The sequence below is a fragment of the Citrobacter freundii complex sp. CFNIH9 genome, assembly GCF_002903305.1.
GTDB lineage: Bacteria > Pseudomonadota > Gammaproteobacteria > Enterobacterales > Enterobacteriaceae > Citrobacter > Citrobacter portucalensis.
The window spans coordinates 2,100,853-2,117,166 of the sequence record NZ_CP026238.1; the positions used below are offsets into that span (position 1 = coordinate 2,100,853).

16 protein-coding genes and 2 pseudogenes are annotated in these 16,314 nt (G+C 50.2%); 10 read left to right on the forward strand and 8 right to left on the reverse strand.

Features of this window, described 5'->3' with window-relative positions:
* Window positions 1-150: 150 nt before the first annotated feature.
* From osmE to C2U43_RS10630, 3 genes and pseudogenes are all read left to right on the forward strand, one after another.
* Window positions 151-492 carry an osmotically-inducible lipoprotein OsmE gene (osmE, locus tag C2U43_RS10615; protein WP_003030621.1) on the forward strand — a complete coding sequence of 114 codons (342 nt, stop codon included), beginning with the start codon at window positions 151-153 and terminating at the stop codon, window positions 490-492.
* 298 nt (window positions 493-790) lie between these two features.
* Window positions 791-1,111 carry a PTS N,N'-diacetylchitobiose transporter subunit IIB gene (gene chbB, locus C2U43_RS10625; RefSeq protein WP_003832547.1) on the forward strand — a complete coding sequence of 107 codons (321 nt, stop codon included), beginning with the start codon at window positions 791-793 and terminating at the stop codon, window positions 1,109-1,111.
* A gap of 87 nt (window positions 1,112-1,198) precedes the next feature.
* Window positions 1,199-1,558 (forward strand): annotated as a pseudogene (locus C2U43_RS10630) (PTS N,N'-diacetylchitobiose transporter subunit IIC); the annotation flags it as partial.
* Between the two features lie 148 nt (window positions 1,559-1,706).
* Here the strand turns inward: C2U43_RS10630 and C2U43_RS10640 are convergent.
* Complete coding sequence (locus C2U43_RS10640) at window positions 1,707-2,687, reverse strand: IS5-like element ISKpn26 family transposase (RefSeq protein ID WP_000019450.1); 981 nt, start codon at window positions 2,685-2,687, stop codon at window positions 1,707-1,709.
* 68 nt (window positions 2,688-2,755) lie between these two features.
* Here C2U43_RS10640 and chbR point away from each other — a divergent pair.
* The 4 genes and pseudogenes from chbR to cedA all read left to right on the forward strand — a co-directional run.
* Window positions 2,756-3,403, forward strand: a pseudogene (chbR, locus tag C2U43_RS10645) (transcriptional regulator ChbR); the annotation flags it as partial.
* 124 nt (window positions 3,404-3,527) lie between these two features.
* Window positions 3,528-4,883, forward strand: coding sequence for a 6-phospho-beta-glucosidase (locus tag C2U43_RS10650; RefSeq protein ID WP_032943151.1), 1,356 nt, complete (start codon window positions 3,528-3,530; stop codon window positions 4,881-4,883).
* Window positions 4,884-4,895: 12 nt separating this feature from the next.
* On the forward strand, window positions 4,896-5,654 hold the full coding sequence (chbG, locus tag C2U43_RS10655; RefSeq protein WP_103285097.1) for a chitin disaccharide deacetylase: 759 nt from the start codon (window positions 4,896-4,898) through the stop codon (window positions 5,652-5,654).
* Window positions 5,655-5,823: 169 nt separating this feature from the next.
* On the forward strand, window positions 5,824-6,087 hold the full coding sequence (gene cedA / locus C2U43_RS10660; RefSeq protein ID WP_008784569.1) for a cell division activator CedA: 264 nt from the start codon (window positions 5,824-5,826) through the stop codon (window positions 6,085-6,087).
* 63 nt (window positions 6,088-6,150) lie between these two features.
* Here the strand turns inward: cedA and tcyP are convergent, their stop codons facing one another.
* The 4 genes from tcyP to hxpB form a co-directional block, all read right to left on the reverse strand.
* Window positions 6,151-7,542, reverse strand: a complete 1,392-nt coding sequence (gene tcyP, locus C2U43_RS10665; protein WP_006684833.1) for a cystine/sulfocysteine:cation symporter — start codon at window positions 7,540-7,542, stop codon at window positions 6,151-6,153.
* A gap of 135 nt (window positions 7,543-7,677) precedes the next feature.
* Entirely contained in the window at window positions 7,678-8,277 is a 600-nt protein-coding gene (locus C2U43_RS10670) for a metal-dependent hydrolase (protein WP_008784570.1), read from the reverse strand.
* An 83-nt stretch (window positions 8,278-8,360) separates the two neighbouring features.
* Complete coding sequence (gene kduD, locus C2U43_RS10675; RefSeq protein WP_103285098.1) at window positions 8,361-9,122, reverse strand: 2-dehydro-3-deoxy-D-gluconate 5-dehydrogenase KduD; 762 nt, start codon at window positions 9,120-9,122, stop codon at window positions 8,361-8,363.
* Window positions 9,123-9,268: 146 nt separating this feature from the next.
* On the reverse strand, window positions 9,269-9,937 hold the full coding sequence (hxpB, locus tag C2U43_RS10680) for a hexitol phosphatase HxpB (protein ID WP_103285099.1): 669 nt from the start codon (window positions 9,935-9,937) through the stop codon (window positions 9,269-9,271).
* A 166-nt stretch (window positions 9,938-10,103) separates the two neighbouring features.
* Between hxpB and C2U43_RS10685 the strand changes: the two genes are divergently transcribed.
* Entirely contained in the window at window positions 10,104-10,640 is a 537-nt protein-coding gene (locus C2U43_RS10685) for a YniB family protein (protein ID WP_008784573.1), read from the forward strand.
* Between the two features lie 64 nt (window positions 10,641-10,704).
* On the opposite strand, the gene C2U43_RS10690 is transcribed toward C2U43_RS10685, so the two are convergent.
* Window positions 10,705-11,565 (reverse strand): fructosamine kinase family protein, encoded by an 861-nt coding sequence (locus tag C2U43_RS10690; protein ID WP_103285100.1) that lies wholly within the window; start codon window positions 11,563-11,565, stop codon window positions 10,705-10,707.
* A gap of 268 nt (window positions 11,566-11,833) precedes the next feature.
* Window positions 11,834-12,763 carry a 6-phosphofructokinase II gene (gene pfkB / locus C2U43_RS10695; protein WP_079933929.1) on the reverse strand — a complete coding sequence of 310 codons (930 nt, stop codon included), beginning with the start codon at window positions 12,761-12,763 and terminating at the stop codon, window positions 11,834-11,836.
* Between the two features lie 287 nt (window positions 12,764-13,050).
* Between pfkB and C2U43_RS10700 the strand changes: the two genes are divergently transcribed.
* Window positions 13,051-13,809 carry a DUF481 domain-containing protein gene (locus tag C2U43_RS10700; protein ID WP_003832568.1) on the forward strand — a complete coding sequence of 253 codons (759 nt, stop codon included), beginning with the start codon at window positions 13,051-13,053 and terminating at the stop codon, window positions 13,807-13,809.
* Between the two features lie 164 nt (window positions 13,810-13,973).
* Here C2U43_RS10700 and yniD read toward each other — a convergent pair whose 3' ends face one another.
* Window positions 13,974-14,081: a small membrane protein YniD gene (gene yniD, locus C2U43_RS10705; protein WP_003030590.1), complete on the reverse strand. Its 108-nt coding sequence runs from the start codon at window positions 14,079-14,081 to the stop codon at window positions 13,974-13,976.
* Between the two features lie 304 nt (window positions 14,082-14,385).
* Between yniD and thrS the strand changes: the two genes are divergently transcribed.
* A complete protein-coding gene (gene thrS, locus C2U43_RS10710) occupies window positions 14,386-16,314 on the forward strand; it encodes a threonine--tRNA ligase (protein WP_003832572.1) in 1,929 nt (642 codons plus the stop codon).

The window sequence follows — 16,314 nt, forward strand, 5'->3', positions numbered from 1 at the left end:
GACCCAAACGACAAGGGATGCAGGCCTGATCTAACATCATTTTGTTTTAATAGAATTTTCCGAAACGACCTAAGTATCATCTGATTGCTTGAAAAATGTGTTGTTGTGCTCCAGGCTTATATAACACGCTGAAATACAAGAGGACGGAATATGAACAAGAACCTAACAGGAATTCTAAGCGCAGCGGCTGTTTTGACTATGCTGGCAGGGTGTACGGCCTACGATCGCACCAAAGACCAATTTGTTCAGCCCGTGGTGAAAGATGTGAAGAAAGGGATGAGCAGGGCGCAGGTGGCGCAGATTGCCGGTAAACCTTCTTCTGAAGTCAGCATGATTCATGCGCGAGGGACATGCCAGACCTACATCCTGGGTCAACGAGATGGTAAAGCTGAAACCTATTTTGTTGCTTTAGACGACACCGGACATGTGATTAACTCCGGTTACCAGACCTGCGCAGAGTACGACACTGACCCGCAGGCGGCGAAGAAGTAACAACTGCTTATTGCCTGAGCATTCAGAAGAACCGGCCATCGTGCCGGTTTTTTTGTGCCGAACGATCTTATTTATTGCCGCGAATTATTTGCCCGAAATGTGAGGGGGGTCATAACGACAGGTCAAGGAGAGACAATTTAGTTGGTCAAGGAAATACCATCCACCGGTGCAATCCCGTATACTCATTTCAGCCACCTAAAAAAGTAATTTAGCTGACGCAAGTTACCCAGAGCATGGATGCAGGTTATGGCTTGCGGAGTGTCTGGTTGACAGATAATCGCACATGAGGATCGTTTTAATGGAAAAGAAACACATTTATCTGTTTTGTTCTGCGGGCATGTCGACTTCATTGTTGGTTTCGAAGATGCGTGCTCAGGCCGAAAAATACGAAGTGCCGGTTATTATTGAAGCATTTCCTGAAACGCTGGCCGGAGAAAAAGGTCCTGTCGCCGATGTCGTGTTATTAGGTCCACAAATTGCTTATATGTTGCCCGAAATTCAGCGTTTGTTACCCAACAAGCCTGTGGAAGTGATTGACTCGCTGCTGTATGGCAAAGTCGATGGTTTAGGCGTGCTTAAGGCTGCTGTTGCAGCAATTAAAAAAGCCGCAGCAAATTAATTATTTTATTTTAATTTTTCCCGTCAAAGAGTTATTTCATTAACATTCACCGCAATTATTAATTGCGGTATTTAAGGGTATTTTTCTATGAGTAACGCTATTGCTTCACTTGAAAAGGTACTCCTTCCTTTTGCTGTAAAAATTGGAAAGCAGCCACACGTTAATGCAATCAAGAACGGTTTTATTCGTTTAATGCCGTTAACCCTCGCAGGGGCTATGTTTGTATTAATCAATAACGTTTTCCTGAGCTTTGGGGAGGGGTCGTTTTTTTATTCAATGGGCATTCGACTTGATGCTTCAACTATTGAAACTTTGAATAGCTTGAAAGGCATTGGTGGAAACGTCTATAACGGTACGCTGGGTATCATGTCATTGATGGCACCGTTCTTTATCGGCATGGCGCTGGCAGAAGAACGTAAAGTCGACTCACTGGCTGCCGGGCTGTTATGGAAGGTGCGAATAAGCAGGTCATTTCTTCCCAAGCTGACTCGCTGATTAAAATTTCGCGGATCTGGGCCGATTTTTTTCCCGCAAACACATCGAATCAGCCTATTTAGGCTATTTTTTCCACCATTTCTGGCGTTATTTCCGGTTTTTACTGAGATCTCTCCCACTGACGTATCATTTGGTCCACCCGAAACAGGTTGGCCAGGGTGAATAACATCGCCAGTTGGTTATCGTTTTTCAGCAGCCCTTTGTATCTGGCTTTCACGAAGCCGAACTGCCGCTTGATGATGCGAAACGGGTGCTCCACCCTGGCACGGATGCTGGCTTTCATGTATTCGATGTTGATGGCCGTTTTGTTCTTGCGCGGATGCTGCTTCAAGGTTTTTACCCTGCCGGGACGCTCGGCGATCAGCCAGTCCACATCCACCTCGGCCAGCTCCTCGCGCTGTGGCGCTCCTTGGTAGCCGGCATCGGCTGAGACAAATTGCTCCTCTCCATGAAGCAGATTACCCAGCTGATTGAGGTCATGCTCGTTGGCCGCGGTGGTGACTAGGCTGTGGGTCAGGCCACTCTTGGCATCGACACCAATGTGGGCCTTCATGCCAAAGTGCCACTGATTGCCTTTCTTGGTCTGATGCATCTCCGGATCGCGTTGCTGCTCTTTGTTCTTGGTAGAGCTGGGTGCCTCAATGATGGTGGCATCCACCAAAGTGCCTTGGGTCATCATGACGCCTGCTTCGGCCAGCCAGCGATTGATGGTCTTGAACAATTGACGGGCCAGTTGATGCTGCTCGAGCAGGTGGCGGAAATTCATGATGGTGGTGCGATCCGGCAGGGCGCTATCCAGGGATAATCGGGCAAACAGGCGCATGGAGGCGATTTCGTACAGGGCATCTTCCATGGCACCGTCGCTCAGGTTGTACCAATGCTGCATGCAGTGAATACGCAGCATGGTCTCCAGCGGATAGGGCCGTCGGCCATTGCCCGCCTTGGGATAAAACGGCTCGATGACAGCGGTCATATTCTGCCATGGCAGAATCTGCTCCATGCGGGAGAGGAAAATCTCTTTTCGGGTCTGACGGCGCTTAGTGCTGAATTCACTATCGGCGAAGGTGAGTTGATGGCTCATGATGTCCCTCTGGGATGCGCTCCGGATGAATATGATGATCTCATATCAGGAACTTGTTCGCACCTTCCCTAGAACGTGGAGACTTTGTCTTTATCCCGTTGGGATCGCACCACCAGAGTTTTTATGATTTTGGTGCGACAAGGATCCTTAACGTCGGCATCAGTAAACGTTTTTTTGAACAGCACTATCACCCGCTGCTGCCATTTTGTTTCGTTGCATCGCAGGTCTACCGGGCGAATAACTCGTTTCTTACCTACATTGAAACGGTTATTGCATCACTTAACTTTCGTGAGAGCGGGCTGGATGAATTTGTAGAAGTGGTCACCTTCTATATTATAAATCGGTTACGCCATCATCGCGAAGAGCAAGTGCTGGATGATATTCCGCAGTGGCTTAAAACCACCGTCGAGACCATGCACGACAAACGGCAGTTTAGCGAGAATGCGCTGGAAAATATGGTACACCTGTCCGCGAAATCCCAGGAGTATCTGACCCGCGCTACCCAGCGTTATTACAGCAAAACGCCGATGCAGATTATTAATGAAATCCGCATTAACTTTGCTAAAAAACAGCTGGAAATGACGAACTATTCTGTAACGGATATTGCTTACGAGTCTGGCTACAGTAGTCCAAGCCTGTTTATTAAAACGTTTAAAAAGCTGACGTCGTTTACACCGAATAGCTACCGTAAGAAATTAACTGAATTTAATCAGTAGATATTATTTGCTAATAACCCATTTTTTATAGCTTGCCCAAAATAGCGTCGGGACAGCCACGCTATACCTGACAAACGGGTTGAGCATAATACACGTCAGTGTTTTTACACTGAAGGGAGAAAGTATGAGCCAGAAATTAAAAGTCGTCACTATCGGTGGCGGGAGCAGCTACACCCCTGAATTACTTGAAGGCTTTATTAAGCGCTATCATGAATTACCGGTTTCTGAGTTGTGGCTGGTTGATGTCGACGGTGGAAAAGAGAAGCTGGACATTATTTTTGACCTTTGCCAGCGCATGATCGACAAAGCCGGCGTACCGATGAAGTTGTTTAAAACGCTGGACCGCCGTGAAGCACTGAAAGATGCTGATTTCGTTACCACCCAACTGCGCGTAGGGCAACTGAAAGCCCGTGAAAAGGATGAACGCATTCCACTGAGCCACGGTTATCTGGGACAGGAAACCAACGGTGCTGGCGGGCTGTTCAAAGGTCTGCGTACCATTCCGGTTATCTTTGACATTATTAAAGATGTGGAAGAACTGTGCCCGAATGCCTGGGTGATTAACTTTACTAACCCGGCAGGGATGGTGACTGAAGCGGTCTATCGCCACACGAATTTCAAGAAATTCATCGGTGTGTGTAATATTCCTGTCGGCATGAAAATGTTCATTAGCGATGTGCTGGCGCTGAAAGAGAGCGATGATTTATCCATCGATCTGTTCGGTCTGAACCACATGGTCTTTATTAAAGACGTGCTGGTGAACGGTACATCACGCTTTGATGAACTGCTGGACGGCGTGGCTTCTGGACAACTGAAAGCTTCCACCGTGAAGAACATTTTCGACCTGCCGTTCAGCGAAGGGTTGATTCGTTCGCTGAAGCTGCTGCCGTGCTCGTATTTGCTGTACTACTTTAAGCCAAAAGAGATGCTGGCGATCGAAATGGGCGAGTACTATAAGGGCGGCGCACGTGCCCAGGTAGTACAAAAAGTAGAAAAACAACTGTTTGATCTCTACAAAAATCCTGAGCTAAACGTTAAGCCGAAAGAGCTGGAGCAGCGCGGTGGCGCGTATTACTCCGATGCGGCCTGTGAAGTGATCAACGCCATCTACAACGACAAACAGACCGAGCACTACGTCAACATTCCACATCATGGACATGTTGATAACATTCCTGCGGACTGGGCGGTTGAGATGACCTGCACGCTCGGACGTAACGGTGCTACGCCGCACCCACGTATTACCCATTTTGATGAGAAAGTGCTTGGCCTTATCTACACCATCAAAGGCTTTGAGGTTGCGGCGAGCAATGCGGCATTGAGCGGCGAGCTGAATGATGTGCTGCTGGCGTTAAACCTGAGTCCGCTGGTGCATTCTGACAGCGATGCCGAGATTCTGGCGCGTGAGCTAATCCTGGCGCATGAAAAATGGTTGCCAAACTTCGCCGGGTGCATTGAGAAACTCAAAAGCGAACAACACTAACTGAGGTCGGCTATGGAACGCATACTGATTGTGAATGCGGATGATTTTGGCCTGAGTAAAGGACAAAACTACGGCATTGTTGAAGCCTGTCGTAATGGCGTTGTCACCTCGACAACAGCACTGGTTAACGGTGCGGCGATTGACCATGCGGTACAGCTGAGTCGTGACATACCTGCACTTGCCGTCGGGATGCATTTTGTTCTGACGCTGGGTAGGCCGTTGACGGCAATGCCGGGCCTTACCCGTGACGGATTACTGGGGAAATGGATCTGGCAGATGGCAGAGGAGGACACTTTGCCGCTGGATGAAATTTCTCAGGAGCTGGCCGCGCAGTATCAGCGTTTTATTGACCTGTTCGGGCGGGAGCCGACGCATCTGGATAGCCATCACCATGTGCATATGTTCCCGCAAATTTTCCCTATCGTAGCCGGGTTTGCTGCCCAGAAGGGGATTGCATTGCGTATCGATCGTCAGACCGTGTTCCAGGCGTCTGATTTTCCGGAAACGTTACGTACCTCCCAGGGATTCAGCAGCGAGTTTTACGGCGAAGCGATTTCCGAGGCTCTGTTTTTACAGACGCTGGATGCTTCAGCCGACCGGGGAGAGTCTTCGCTGGAAGTGATGTGTCATCCGGCCTTTATCGATGACATTATTCGTCAAAGTGCCTACTGTTACCCCCGCTTAACTGAGCTCGACGTGCTGACGTCTTCGTCACTGAAATATGCAATTGCGGAGCGCGGTTATCGTCTTGGCAGTTTTCTGAACGTGTAATTCCTGAGTTTGCGGCGCAATCGTGCGCCGCATTTTTTTGCTTGTGGCACAAATAGCACCTGCAACCCGTCTGCGATCCCCGATATAGTCATTCCCTTCATGAATACGCTGTTTTTGCACCGCCCAGTGGCAAAATCGGCTAAGATAGCGGTTTTCTGATTTTTAGAATTTGTCTTTAGTGAAGCAACTGATTATGAAACCTCTTCGCCAACAAAATCGTCCGGTTATCAGCTATGTTCCTCGCGTGGAGCCCGCGCCACCAGAGCATGCGATTAAAATGGATGCGTTTCGTGACGTATGGATACTACGCGGAAAATATGTCGCTTTTGTCTTAATGGGGGAGGCGTTTCAACGTTCGCCTGCATTTACGGTCCCGGAATCAGCACAGCGCTGGGCTAATCAGGTTCGCCAGGAAAATGAACTAAGGGATTAATGGATATAAAAAAACCGCCGGAGCATGATACTCCGGCGGTTTTTTGTTTTTTAGCTGACAGACTTAGCGATGCGCCAGTTCGGCGTTATCGTCGCTGTCCAGAATCGTTTTATCAGTCTGCTTGAGCCATTGGCTGGTCAGCGTACCGGCAGTCATGGAACCGCTTACGTTCAGCGCGGTACGACCCATATCGATCAGCGGCTCAACGGAGATCAGCAGCGCAACCAGCGTGACCGGCAGACCCATAGCGGGCAGGACGATCAGCGCGGCAAATGTTGCACCGCCACCCACACCCGCAACCCCTGCGGAGCTCACGGTCACGATACCAACCAGCGTGGCAATCCACATTGGGTCCAGTGGGTTGATACCGACGGTCGGTGCAACCATTACTGCCAGCATTGCCGGGTACAGGCCCGCACAACCATTCTGACCAATCGTGGCACCAAACGAGGCGGCAAATGAGGCGATGGATTCAGGCACGCCCAGACGACGGGTCTGCGCTTCAACGTTCAGCGGAATTGAGGCTGCGCTGGAACGGCTGGTGAAGGCGAACGTCAGCACTGGCCATACCTTGCGGAAGTATTTTAACGGGCTAACGCCGTTCACACCCAGCAGGATCCCGTGTACCACGAACATAATGCCCAGACCGAGATAAGAGGCCACGACGAAGCTACCCAGCTTGATGATGTCCTGCAGGTTGGAACCCGCAACCACTTTGGTCATCAGCGCCAGAACACCGTACGGCGTCAACTGCATCACCAGACGAACCAGTTTCATCACCCAGCTTTGCAGGGTATCGATAGCGACCAGAACGCGCTCGCCTTTTGGTGCATCATCTTTCAGCAGTTTCAGTGCGGCTACACCCAGGAATGCCGCGAAGATAACCACGCTGATAATCGACGTCGGGTTCGCGCCAGTCAGATCGGCAAACGGGTTTTTCGGAATAAACGACAGCACCAGTTGCGGAACGCTGAGGTCAGCCACTTTGCCAACATAGTTGGTTTCAATCGCGTTCAGACGGGCGGTTTCGGCACCACCTTGCACCAGACCTTCGGCGGTCAGGCCGAACAGGTTGGTCACCAGAACCCCTACCAGCGCGGCAATCAGCGTGGTAAACAGCAGCGTTCCGATGGTCAGGAAGCTGATTTTACCTAACTGAGAGGCGTTATGCAGACGTGCAACGGCGCTGAGAATAGACGCAAATACCAGCGGCATAACAATCATCTGCAGCAGTTGGACATAACCGTTGCCGACAATGTTGAACCACTGTACTGAGTCTTTAAGAACCTGGCTGTCGGAGCCATAAATGGTGTGCAGGGCAAGGCCGAACACGACACCCATGACCAGACCGACCAGTACTTTTTTGGCCAGACTCCACTGTTTGTGACGGGCTTGCGCCAGCACGAACAGCAGCACTACGAACACGATAATGTTCGCGATTAATGGAAAGTTCATCCCCGTTCTCCTGATCTTATTATGCGTATCACCGTTTAAAGGTGATTCTGTTGGCGCAAGATTAGCAGAACTGTGACTTACCTCTTATATTCAAATGGAATTGTTTATACCTAAAATGACTTTTTGGCTGATTTATTAGTCAATCTGATGCGTTATGAAACGATTGAACTGCATTTGTAGCGTATTAATCATCTGCGAAGACCAGCGTACCGCGCTGTTCTCTTGTACGGTCTGCGGCATCCAGATTGCCCACGCGAACAGTGCCATGCACAGAAACCGCTCCAGTTGATTGCCTTTTTGCGGCACGAGGATGGGCAGACGAAAACGCCAGCGGCAGGGCCAAAGCAGGGGAACGCCTGCTGGAGTCAGCATGTCAGCCAGAATGTGACTAAGATAGCCGAGTACCATACCTTGTAAGGCATCAGCCGGTATTATCCAGGTATCCGGGACTTTCAGGTAGAACGTGGCCAGCAGGGCAAAAACCGCCAGCAGGCTATGTGTAAACCCGCGATGACCAAATGCCCGGGCAATGGGTTTTGATATCCACTTCAGACGCTGCCCCAGCAGAGATTTGGGATGATCGATATCCGGCAGCAGGCACGTTAAAATGGCTGAAGGAACAATATGCCACCAGTCACCCTGCGCAAGAACGGGCGTTAGCTCGGCATTCTTGGCAAATACCGCACAGGCAATAGAAAAAAGAAGGTGGCCTTCCGCCGTCATGATAAAACCCAATAAACTGTCAATTCATACAGTATAGGGGTTTTATACAGTAGGCGGAAGAGGTGACGTTGTAACCCTTTGTCACAAGTGCGCCTTTACCGCGCCAGCCAACCGCCATCCACCGCCAGCGTATAACCATGAATATAGTCAGAGGCGGGACTTGCAAGGAAAACAACCGGGCCTTTCAGGTCATTTGGCGTGCCCCAGCGTCCGGCGGGAATACGATCGATAATCTCCTGATTGCGCTCGCTGTCTGCGCGCAGTTGCTGGGTGTTGTTGGTCGCCATATAGCCGGGCGCGATGGCGTTGACATTAATTCCTTTGGCCGCCCATTCATTGGCGAGCAGGCGAGTGATGCCCAGAACGCCGCTTTTTGATGCGGTATAGGAAGGTACACGGATACCCCCCTGAAAAGAGAGCATCGAGGCAATGTTAATGATTTTTCCGCCATTGCCCTGAGCCAGAAACTGGCGCGCCACGGCCTGCGACAGAAAGAAAACGGATTTTAGATTCAGATTCATCACGTCATCCCAATCTTTTTCACTGAAGTCCAGTGCATCCTGACGGCGTATAGTTCCTGCATTGTTGACCAGAATATCGACCCGGCCAAACGCCGATACCGTTTGTGTCACGATGCTGGTGAGAGCATCTTGTTGACTGAGGTCGGCCTGAATGGCCATAAAGCGTCGACCGAAGGCGTTAATTTTCTCTGCGGTTTCATGCGGTATTTTACGATTCACGCCGACTACATCGCAGCCCGCTTCAGCCAGCGCCACTGCCATACCCTGCCCGAGGCCGGTGTCACATCCAGTGACGATGGCGACTTTACCCTCGAGACGAAAAGCTTCCTGAATCATGTTTACCTCAACTATTTATGTCATTAACGCTTGCGCTATAGGGCAAGGATAGGAGAGGTTAAACAGAAATACAATTAAAAATGAAACGGCGTTTTAAAATAGAAAGTCTGAAAAGACGGGCAATACGATCATTGCCCGTTACAGGATTAGCCGCGCAGATGAGCGGCTGTGAGTTCGGTGAGCGAGGTTAGTTTGACGTCGGCAAGCACGAAGCGAGGATCGTCCTGATTCTCATGCGCTGGTACGACGATGGAACGCATACGGGCAGCTTTCGAGGCAATCATGCCGTTCACTGAGTCTTCCAGTGCTACGCAGTTTAACGGGCCAATGCCCAGTTTTGCCGCACAATCGAGGTAAACTTGCGGGTGCGGTTTGCTGTAAGGCAGTTTTTCTGCAGAAGCCAGCGCGTCGAAGTCATCGCGCAGATCAAACATGGTCAGCACTTTTTCCAGCATATGTAGCGGCGAGGCGGATGCCAGTCCTACTTTGATTCCCTGAGATTTGCACAGTGCCACAGCTTCACGAACGCCTGGCAGCAGCGGTTTTGTCTCTTCAACCAACGCAATGGCCCGGGTAATGATGCGCTCGGTGACTTCCTGACGTGAGGGGCCGTTCCAGGGTTGCTGCGCAAACCACAAATCAACCACCATGTCGATGCGTAAGCCAAGGGTATCGGGAAGTTCATGGCGGCGGGAGATATCAACGCCTAAACTTGCTATCACATCCAGTTCAGCCTGATCCCAAAGCGGTTCAGAATCGACCAGTAACCCATCCATATCGAAAATTGCAGCAAGAATTTGACGCGGGGTTGACATTACAACCTCTCCTTTACGGTGATAAAAGGGATTAGAGCCAGCCTGGACGGACTCTGAGCGTTCATTATGGCTAATTCAGAAGTATACCGCCTTTAAAGATCAGGCGAAAACGGTAATCAACGGGTAAACTTAGGCCAAAATGACACGTCTTAATCAAGGGGAACTCATGACGTATCAACAAGCTGGACGCATTGCCATCTTGAAAAGGCTGGTGGGATGGGTGGTTTTCATTCCCGCGCTGATTTCAACGCTGGTTTCAGTACTGAAGTTTATGTACGCGCACAGCGAAAAGCAGGAAGGGATTAACGCGGTCATGCTCGATTTTGCCCATGTGATGATCGACATGATGCGGGTGAACACACCTTTTCTTAACGTGTTCTGGTATAACTCGCCAACGCCCGATTTTCAAAGTGGACTGAATCTCGTTTTTTGGCTGATATTCATTCTGATTTTTATCGGCCTGGCGTTGCAGGACTCAGGCGCCAGAATGAGCCGCCAGGCGCGTTTCTTACGCGAAGGCGTTGAGGATCAGCTAATTCTGGAACAAGCAAAGGGCAGTGAAGGATTATCCCGCGAGCAACTTGAGTCGCGAATTGTGGTACCGCACCATACGATCTTCTTACAAATTTTCCCGCTTTATATTCTGCCGGTGATCGTTATCGTGATCGGCTACTTCTTCTTCTCACTGCTGGGCTTTTTGTAAGTGCCACTCTATCGGGCCTGCCACGTTGCGAAACGGCAGGCCTGATAAGCAACACGGTACGTCGTTAAGCCGACAGTAATCTATCCAGCGCTTTCTGCGCCACAACCAAATGCTGTCCCCCGAACAGAATTGCCCGATTCAGCAGCGTATAGAGCTGGTAGATTGGCTGCCTGTCGAGAAAATCCAGCGGTAGTGGCGAGACAGACTGGTAACCGTCATAAATTTGCGGCGGCTGATCGGTATGTAACGGCAGCATTGCCAGGTCACACTCTCTGTCCCCCCAGTAGCAGGCAGGGTCAAAGATGTACGGACCGTTAGGACCGAGGGCGCAGTTCCCGGACCACAAATCACCGTGCAGGAGAGACGGCTGCGGCTGATGAGAAGAGAGACGTTGCTGAACGTGTTCGACTATGGCGTCAATATTGCCAAACGCTATGCCTTTTTCAGCGGCGAGTTCCAGCTGCCAGCCTATACGCTGCTCGGCGAAGAAGGTTGACCAGCGACGTTGCCAGGTATTTGGCTGCGGCGTGGTAGAGAGCGCGTTATCGAAGTCGAGACCAAACTGAGGCTGGTCGCTCCATTCGTGCAAATGCGCAAGCTGTTGACCGAGGATAAACGCGTTATGCGCATCAAGCGGACGGGGAGGGAGGAAATCCATCACCAGAAAGCTGTAATCTCTGTCTGCGCCTACTGCCCAGACTTTCGGTACAGATACAGTTTGACTGCGGGAAAGTAGCTCCAGCTGATCGGCTTCTGCCGTAAAGCCGGTTAACAGCTCTCTTTCATCGCATTTGACGAAAAAATCTCGCCCCGCATAGCGTAAATGCCATGCGGCGTGGATCTCTCCGCCGGGCAGTTCATTACGCAGTTCGATTTCGCCTTCACCTAATTGCTCGCTTAAAAGACGACTGATAGCCTGCCACATGATGTCTCTCCCCATGTTGTCTGCCAGATCATAAGGTTAGCGCAAGAATGCGGTTAAAAAACACGAACTGACGCACACCACGGACGCGTCATCGCTGGAAAGGCACTTAATGTTTGTCGTTCTTCTTCACCCCGTACCGTTGTGGAGACACCTGACTGCACATGATTCACTTCTTTGTAATCACGTGATTTTTTAGCATAGACGTATAACCCCCATGCCGACAGTTTTACCGGAACATCCCCCTTCTGTTAAAAGGGGGACGGTGCCATTACTGCGCAAGGTATGCATATATTTTTTGCGTATCGTCCAAAGCGCACAGACGCGTACCCTGATTCAGGGTTGCTGCGCTACCGGCTGCGACACCGTAACGGACAATATCCTCAAAAGGCGCGTTCTCTGCCAGTTTAAGCGTCATGGCTCCGACCATACTGTCGCCCGCGCCTACGGTACTTTGACTTTTCACCGGTGGCGGAACCACCTGAACGCAGGTATCGCGATCTACACCCAGCGCCCCTTGCGGCCCAAGCGAGACCACAACGCGGTGCGCTTTCCCACTCTGTACGATTTCCTGCGCGGCCTTGCGCACATCATCGGGTTGAGTGAGTTCGCGGTTTACCAGCGCACTCAGTTCTTTGAGGTTGGGTTTGACCAGTTCGATATTGCCGATGGCTAACGCCGCCGTCAGTGCTTCGCCTGAACTGTCGACAATACAGCGGATCCCCTGTTTTTGTGCGGTGGTAATGAGTCGGGTCAATTTCTCAAGCTGTACGCCGGGCGGCAAACTGCCGCTGATGACCAGCAGCGCACCAGACTCAATTTCCAGCACCTGATCCTGAAGTTGGTAGAACTCGTCATCGGTCAGCGCAGCGCCTGGCATGACAAAACGATATTGTTCGCCGCTGGACTCCACGTGGACATGAAGATTTTGTCGGGTCCAGTCTTTGGCTTCGACGGTAGATACGGGAACATTTTCGTCGGCGAGCAATGCAACAAGATGCTCTCCGGTTGCTCCCCCCGCGGGGAAAATCGCTGTTGCGGTTCCGCCAAGATGGGCAATTGCGCGAGCGACGTTGATACCGCCGCCGCCGGGTTCAAAAACCGGCGAGGTACAACGAAGCTTACCTTCCGGGTAAATTTGCGGGGTGATTGTTGCGCTATCGAGAGAGGGCGCAAGTGTTAACGTATAGATACGTACCATCTTTACCTCCTGTTAGGCTGAACTCAGTCTGGCACTTAACCTCCCGAAAGTGAAGTAATTAACAACATGATTTTTCATATCTTTATTTAAAATTATCGTCATAAAGATATATAAATAAAATAAAGGTTTAGGAACGCTCTTATTCAAAAAATGAAATAAGAATTTATTGCTATGTTATTCGAGTCTTTTTATAATTTGTTACCTTTCAAGGGTCTTTTGTCATTGATCCATATGAAAGTTTCCGAGACCGTAATGGTCTCTTTTTTTGTTGTACGGACTCTTAATAAATGAAGCTTTTGAAGACAGTGCCCGCAGCATTACTGCTGACGGGAGGCCTGCTTGCGTCAATGCATGCTGTAGCCGATGATTCCGTTTTTACTGTCATGGATGACCCTTCCAGCGCGAAAAAACCCTTTGAAGGTAACCTGAACGCGGGATATCTCGCCCAGTCAGGCAACACAAAAAGTTCTTCTTTAACCGCAGATACCACCATGACCTGGTACGGCCAAACGACCGCATGGTCTCTGTGGGGAAATGCCAGCAATACCTCCTCAAATGATGAGCGTTCATCGGAGAAATATGCCGTAGGTGGCCGTAGTCGTTATAACATGACCGACTATGACTATCTCTTTGGGCAGGCAAGCTGGTTGACCGACCGTTACAACGGTTATCGCGAGCGTGACGTACTGACCGCAGGTTACGGTCGTCAGTTCCTCAACGGACCTGTGCACAGCTTCCGTTTCGAATTCGGTCCTGGCGTGCGCTATGACGAGCACACGGATGGCACCACCGAAACACAGCCGTTGGGCTATGCGTCCGGGGCCTATGCATGGCAGATGACGGACAATACCAAGTTTACTCAGGGTGTGTCGGTATTCGGCGCTGACGATACCACGCTCAACTCTGAAACTGCCCTCAACGTTGCCATCAATGAGCACTTTGGGTTAAAGGTGGCTTACAACGTGACCTGGAACTCTGAACCGCCGGCAACAGCGCCGGAGCATACCGATCGCCGCACGACAGTTTCCCTCGGCTATCGGATGTAATGACAAGCCGGGTCAAATAAATGACCTGGCTTTCCTAAATTAAAGTTAAGTTTATTTAATATTTAATTTGTGTTTTATTTTTTTATCTGGTCATAACGCACTATTTTCAGACTAATTCGATTAATCGATAAATAAACGAAACCGGAACAGTGGGGGAGCGTCATTTAGCCCCAGATCATCGCAGCCCAGCGCAGCATCAACATGGCCGCACAAATAACGAGCAGAATCACAACCATCTTCCAGTGTTTCTTCGCAAAGCGATTTGTGGGCATTGTTTTTTTCCTGCTCAGGTTAGATGACTTTGTGCAAGTGTAACAAAGACGGTTGGGTGTCAGTGAATTGATTTACATCATAGAGCGCGCGTTGATTGTTGCTTTGATCGACCCGTAATGCCGTGTACACTGTCAAACGGTGTTATCAAAAAGCGGGTGTAGGTCCAGTGTGGTCTCTAAGGCGACCAGTGACATATTTCGCAGAGTGAAGCGGGAATCAGCCCAGACCTTTTTGATAATTTTAAATATTGAATCTTTGTATGTGCTCTTACGTGTGGGGCACCACTGCAAATAAGGATATAACATGCCTGTTATTACTCTTCCTGATGGCAGCCAACGCCATTACGACCACGCTGTAAGCCCCATGGATGTTGCGCTGGACATCGGTCCAGGTCTGGCGAAAGCCACTATTGCTGGCCGTGTTGACGGTGAGCTGGTAGATGCTTCCGATCTGATTGAGCATGATGCGAAGCTCTCCATCATCACCGCGAAGGATGAAGAAGGTCTGGAGATCATTCGTCACTCCTGTGCGCACCTGTTAGGGCACGCGATCAAACAACTCTGGCCGCACACCAAAATGGCGATCGGACCGGTTGTTGATAACGGTTTTTACTACGATATCGATCTTGACCGTACGTTAACCCAGGAAGACGTCGACGCGCTCGAGAAGCGGATGCACGAGCTCGCTGAGAAAAACTACGATGTCATTAAGAAGAAAGTCAGCTGGTACGAAGCGCGTGAAACCTTCGTGAAGCGTGGCGAGACCTATAAAGTCTCCATTCTTGACGAAAACATTGCCCATGATGACAAGCCTGGCTTGTACCATCATGAAGAATATGTCGATATGTGCCGTGGCCCGCACGTGCCGAACATGCGTTTCTGCCATCACTTCAAACTGATGAAGACCGCAGGGGCATACTGGCGTGGCGACAGCAATAACAAGATGCTGCAGCGTATTTATGGTACTGCATGGGCAGATAAAAAAGCCCTGAATGCCTACCTGCAACGTCTGGAAGAAGCGGCCAAACGCGATCACCGTAAAATCGGTAAACAGCTTGACCTGTATCATATGCAGGAAGAAGCACCGGGTATGGTGTTCTGGCACAACGATGGCTGGACTATCTTCCGTGAACTGGAAGTATTCGTTCGTTCAAAACTGAAAGAATACCAGTATCAGGAAGTGAAAGGCCCATTCATGATGGACCGCGTGCTGTGGGAAAAAACAGGTCACTGGGATAACTACAAAGATGCGATGTTCACCACCTCTTCTGAGAACCGTGAATACTGCATTAAGCCAATGAACTGCCCAGGCCACGTGCAGATCTTTAATCAGGGTCTGAAATCCTATCGCGATCTGCCGCTGCGTATGGCTGAGTTTGGTAGCTGCCACCGTAATGAACCGTCAGGTGCGCTGCATGGCCTGATGCGTGTTCGTGGCTTCACTCAAGATGATGCACATATCTTCTGTACTGAAGAGCAGATTCGTGATGAAGTTAACGCGTGCATTCGTATGGTCTACGATATGTACAGCACCTTTGGCTTCGAGAAAATCGTCGTCAAACTGTCCACTCGCCCCGAAAAACGTATCGGTAGCGATGAAATGTGGGACCGTGCTGAAGCTGACCTGGCCGTTGCGCTGGAAGAAAACAACATCCCGTTTGAGTTCCAACTGGGTGAGGGCGCGTTCTACGGTCCGAAAATTGAATTTACCCTGTATGACTGCCTCGATCGTGCATGGCAGTGCGGTACTGTACAGCTGGACTTCTCCCTGCCGTCCCGTTTAAGCGCCTCTTACGTTGGCGAAAACAACGAGCGTCAGGTTCCGGTTATGATTCACCGTGCAATTCTTGGGTCGATGGAACGTTTCATCGGTATCCTGACCGAAGAGTTCGCGGGCTTCTTCCCGACCTGGCTCGCGCCGGTTCAGGTTGTGGTCATGAACATCACCGATTCTCAGTCTGAATACGTTAACGAATTAACGCAGAAACTACAAAATGCGGGTATTCGTGTAAAAGCAGACTTGAGAAATGAGAAGATTGGCTTTAAAATCCGCGAGCACACTTTACGTCGTGTCCCTTACATGTTGGTCTGTGGCGACAAAGAGGTAGAAGCAGGCAAAGTTGCCGTGCGCACCCGTCGTGGCAAAGACTTGGGCAGCCTGGACGTAAATGAAGTGATTGAGAAGCTGCAACAAGAGATTCGCAGCCGCAGTCTTCAACAACTGGAGGAATAA

Coding starts and splice junctions, on each gene's coding strand:
- osmE (WP_003030621.1), top strand. CDS start 151: ATGAACAAGAACCTAACAGGAATTCTAAGCGCAGCGGCTGTTTTGACT.
- chbB (WP_003832547.1), top strand. CDS start 791: ATGGAAAAGAAACACATTTATCTGTTTTGTTCTGCGGGCATGTCGACT.
- C2U43_RS10640 (WP_000019450.1), bottom strand. CDS start 2,687: ATGAGCCATCAACTCACCTTCGCCGATAGTGAATTCAGCACTAAGCGC.
- C2U43_RS10650 (WP_032943151.1), top strand. CDS start 3,528: ATGAGCCAGAAATTAAAAGTCGTCACTATCGGTGGCGGGAGCAGCTAC.
- chbG (WP_103285097.1), top strand. CDS start 4,896: ATGGAACGCATACTGATTGTGAATGCGGATGATTTTGGCCTGAGTAAA.
- tcyP (WP_006684833.1), bottom strand. CDS start 7,542: ATGAACTTTCCATTAATCGCGAACATTATCGTGTTCGTAGTGCTGCTG.
- kduD (WP_103285098.1), bottom strand. CDS start 9,122: ATGATTCAGGAAGCTTTTCGTCTCGAGGGTAAAGTCGCCATCGTCACT.
- hxpB (WP_103285099.1), bottom strand. CDS start 9,937: ATGTCAACCCCGCGTCAAATTCTTGCTGCAATTTTCGATATGGATGGG.
- C2U43_RS10685 (WP_008784573.1), top strand. CDS start 10,104: ATGACGTATCAACAAGCTGGACGCATTGCCATCTTGAAAAGGCTGGTG.
- C2U43_RS10690 (WP_103285100.1), bottom strand. CDS start 11,565: ATGTGGCAGGCTATCAGTCGTCTTTTAAGCGAGCAATTAGGTGAAGGC.
- pfkB (WP_079933929.1), bottom strand. CDS start 12,763: ATGGTACGTATCTATACGTTAACACTTGCGCCCTCTCTCGATAGCGCA.
- C2U43_RS10700 (WP_003832568.1), top strand. CDS start 13,051: ATGAAGCTTTTGAAGACAGTGCCCGCAGCATTACTGCTGACGGGAGGC.
- yniD (WP_003030590.1), bottom strand. CDS start 14,081: ATGCCCACAAATCGCTTTGCGAAGAAACACTGGAAGATGGTTGTGATT.
- thrS (WP_003832572.1), top strand. CDS start 14,386: ATGCCTGTTATTACTCTTCCTGATGGCAGCCAACGCCATTACGACCAC.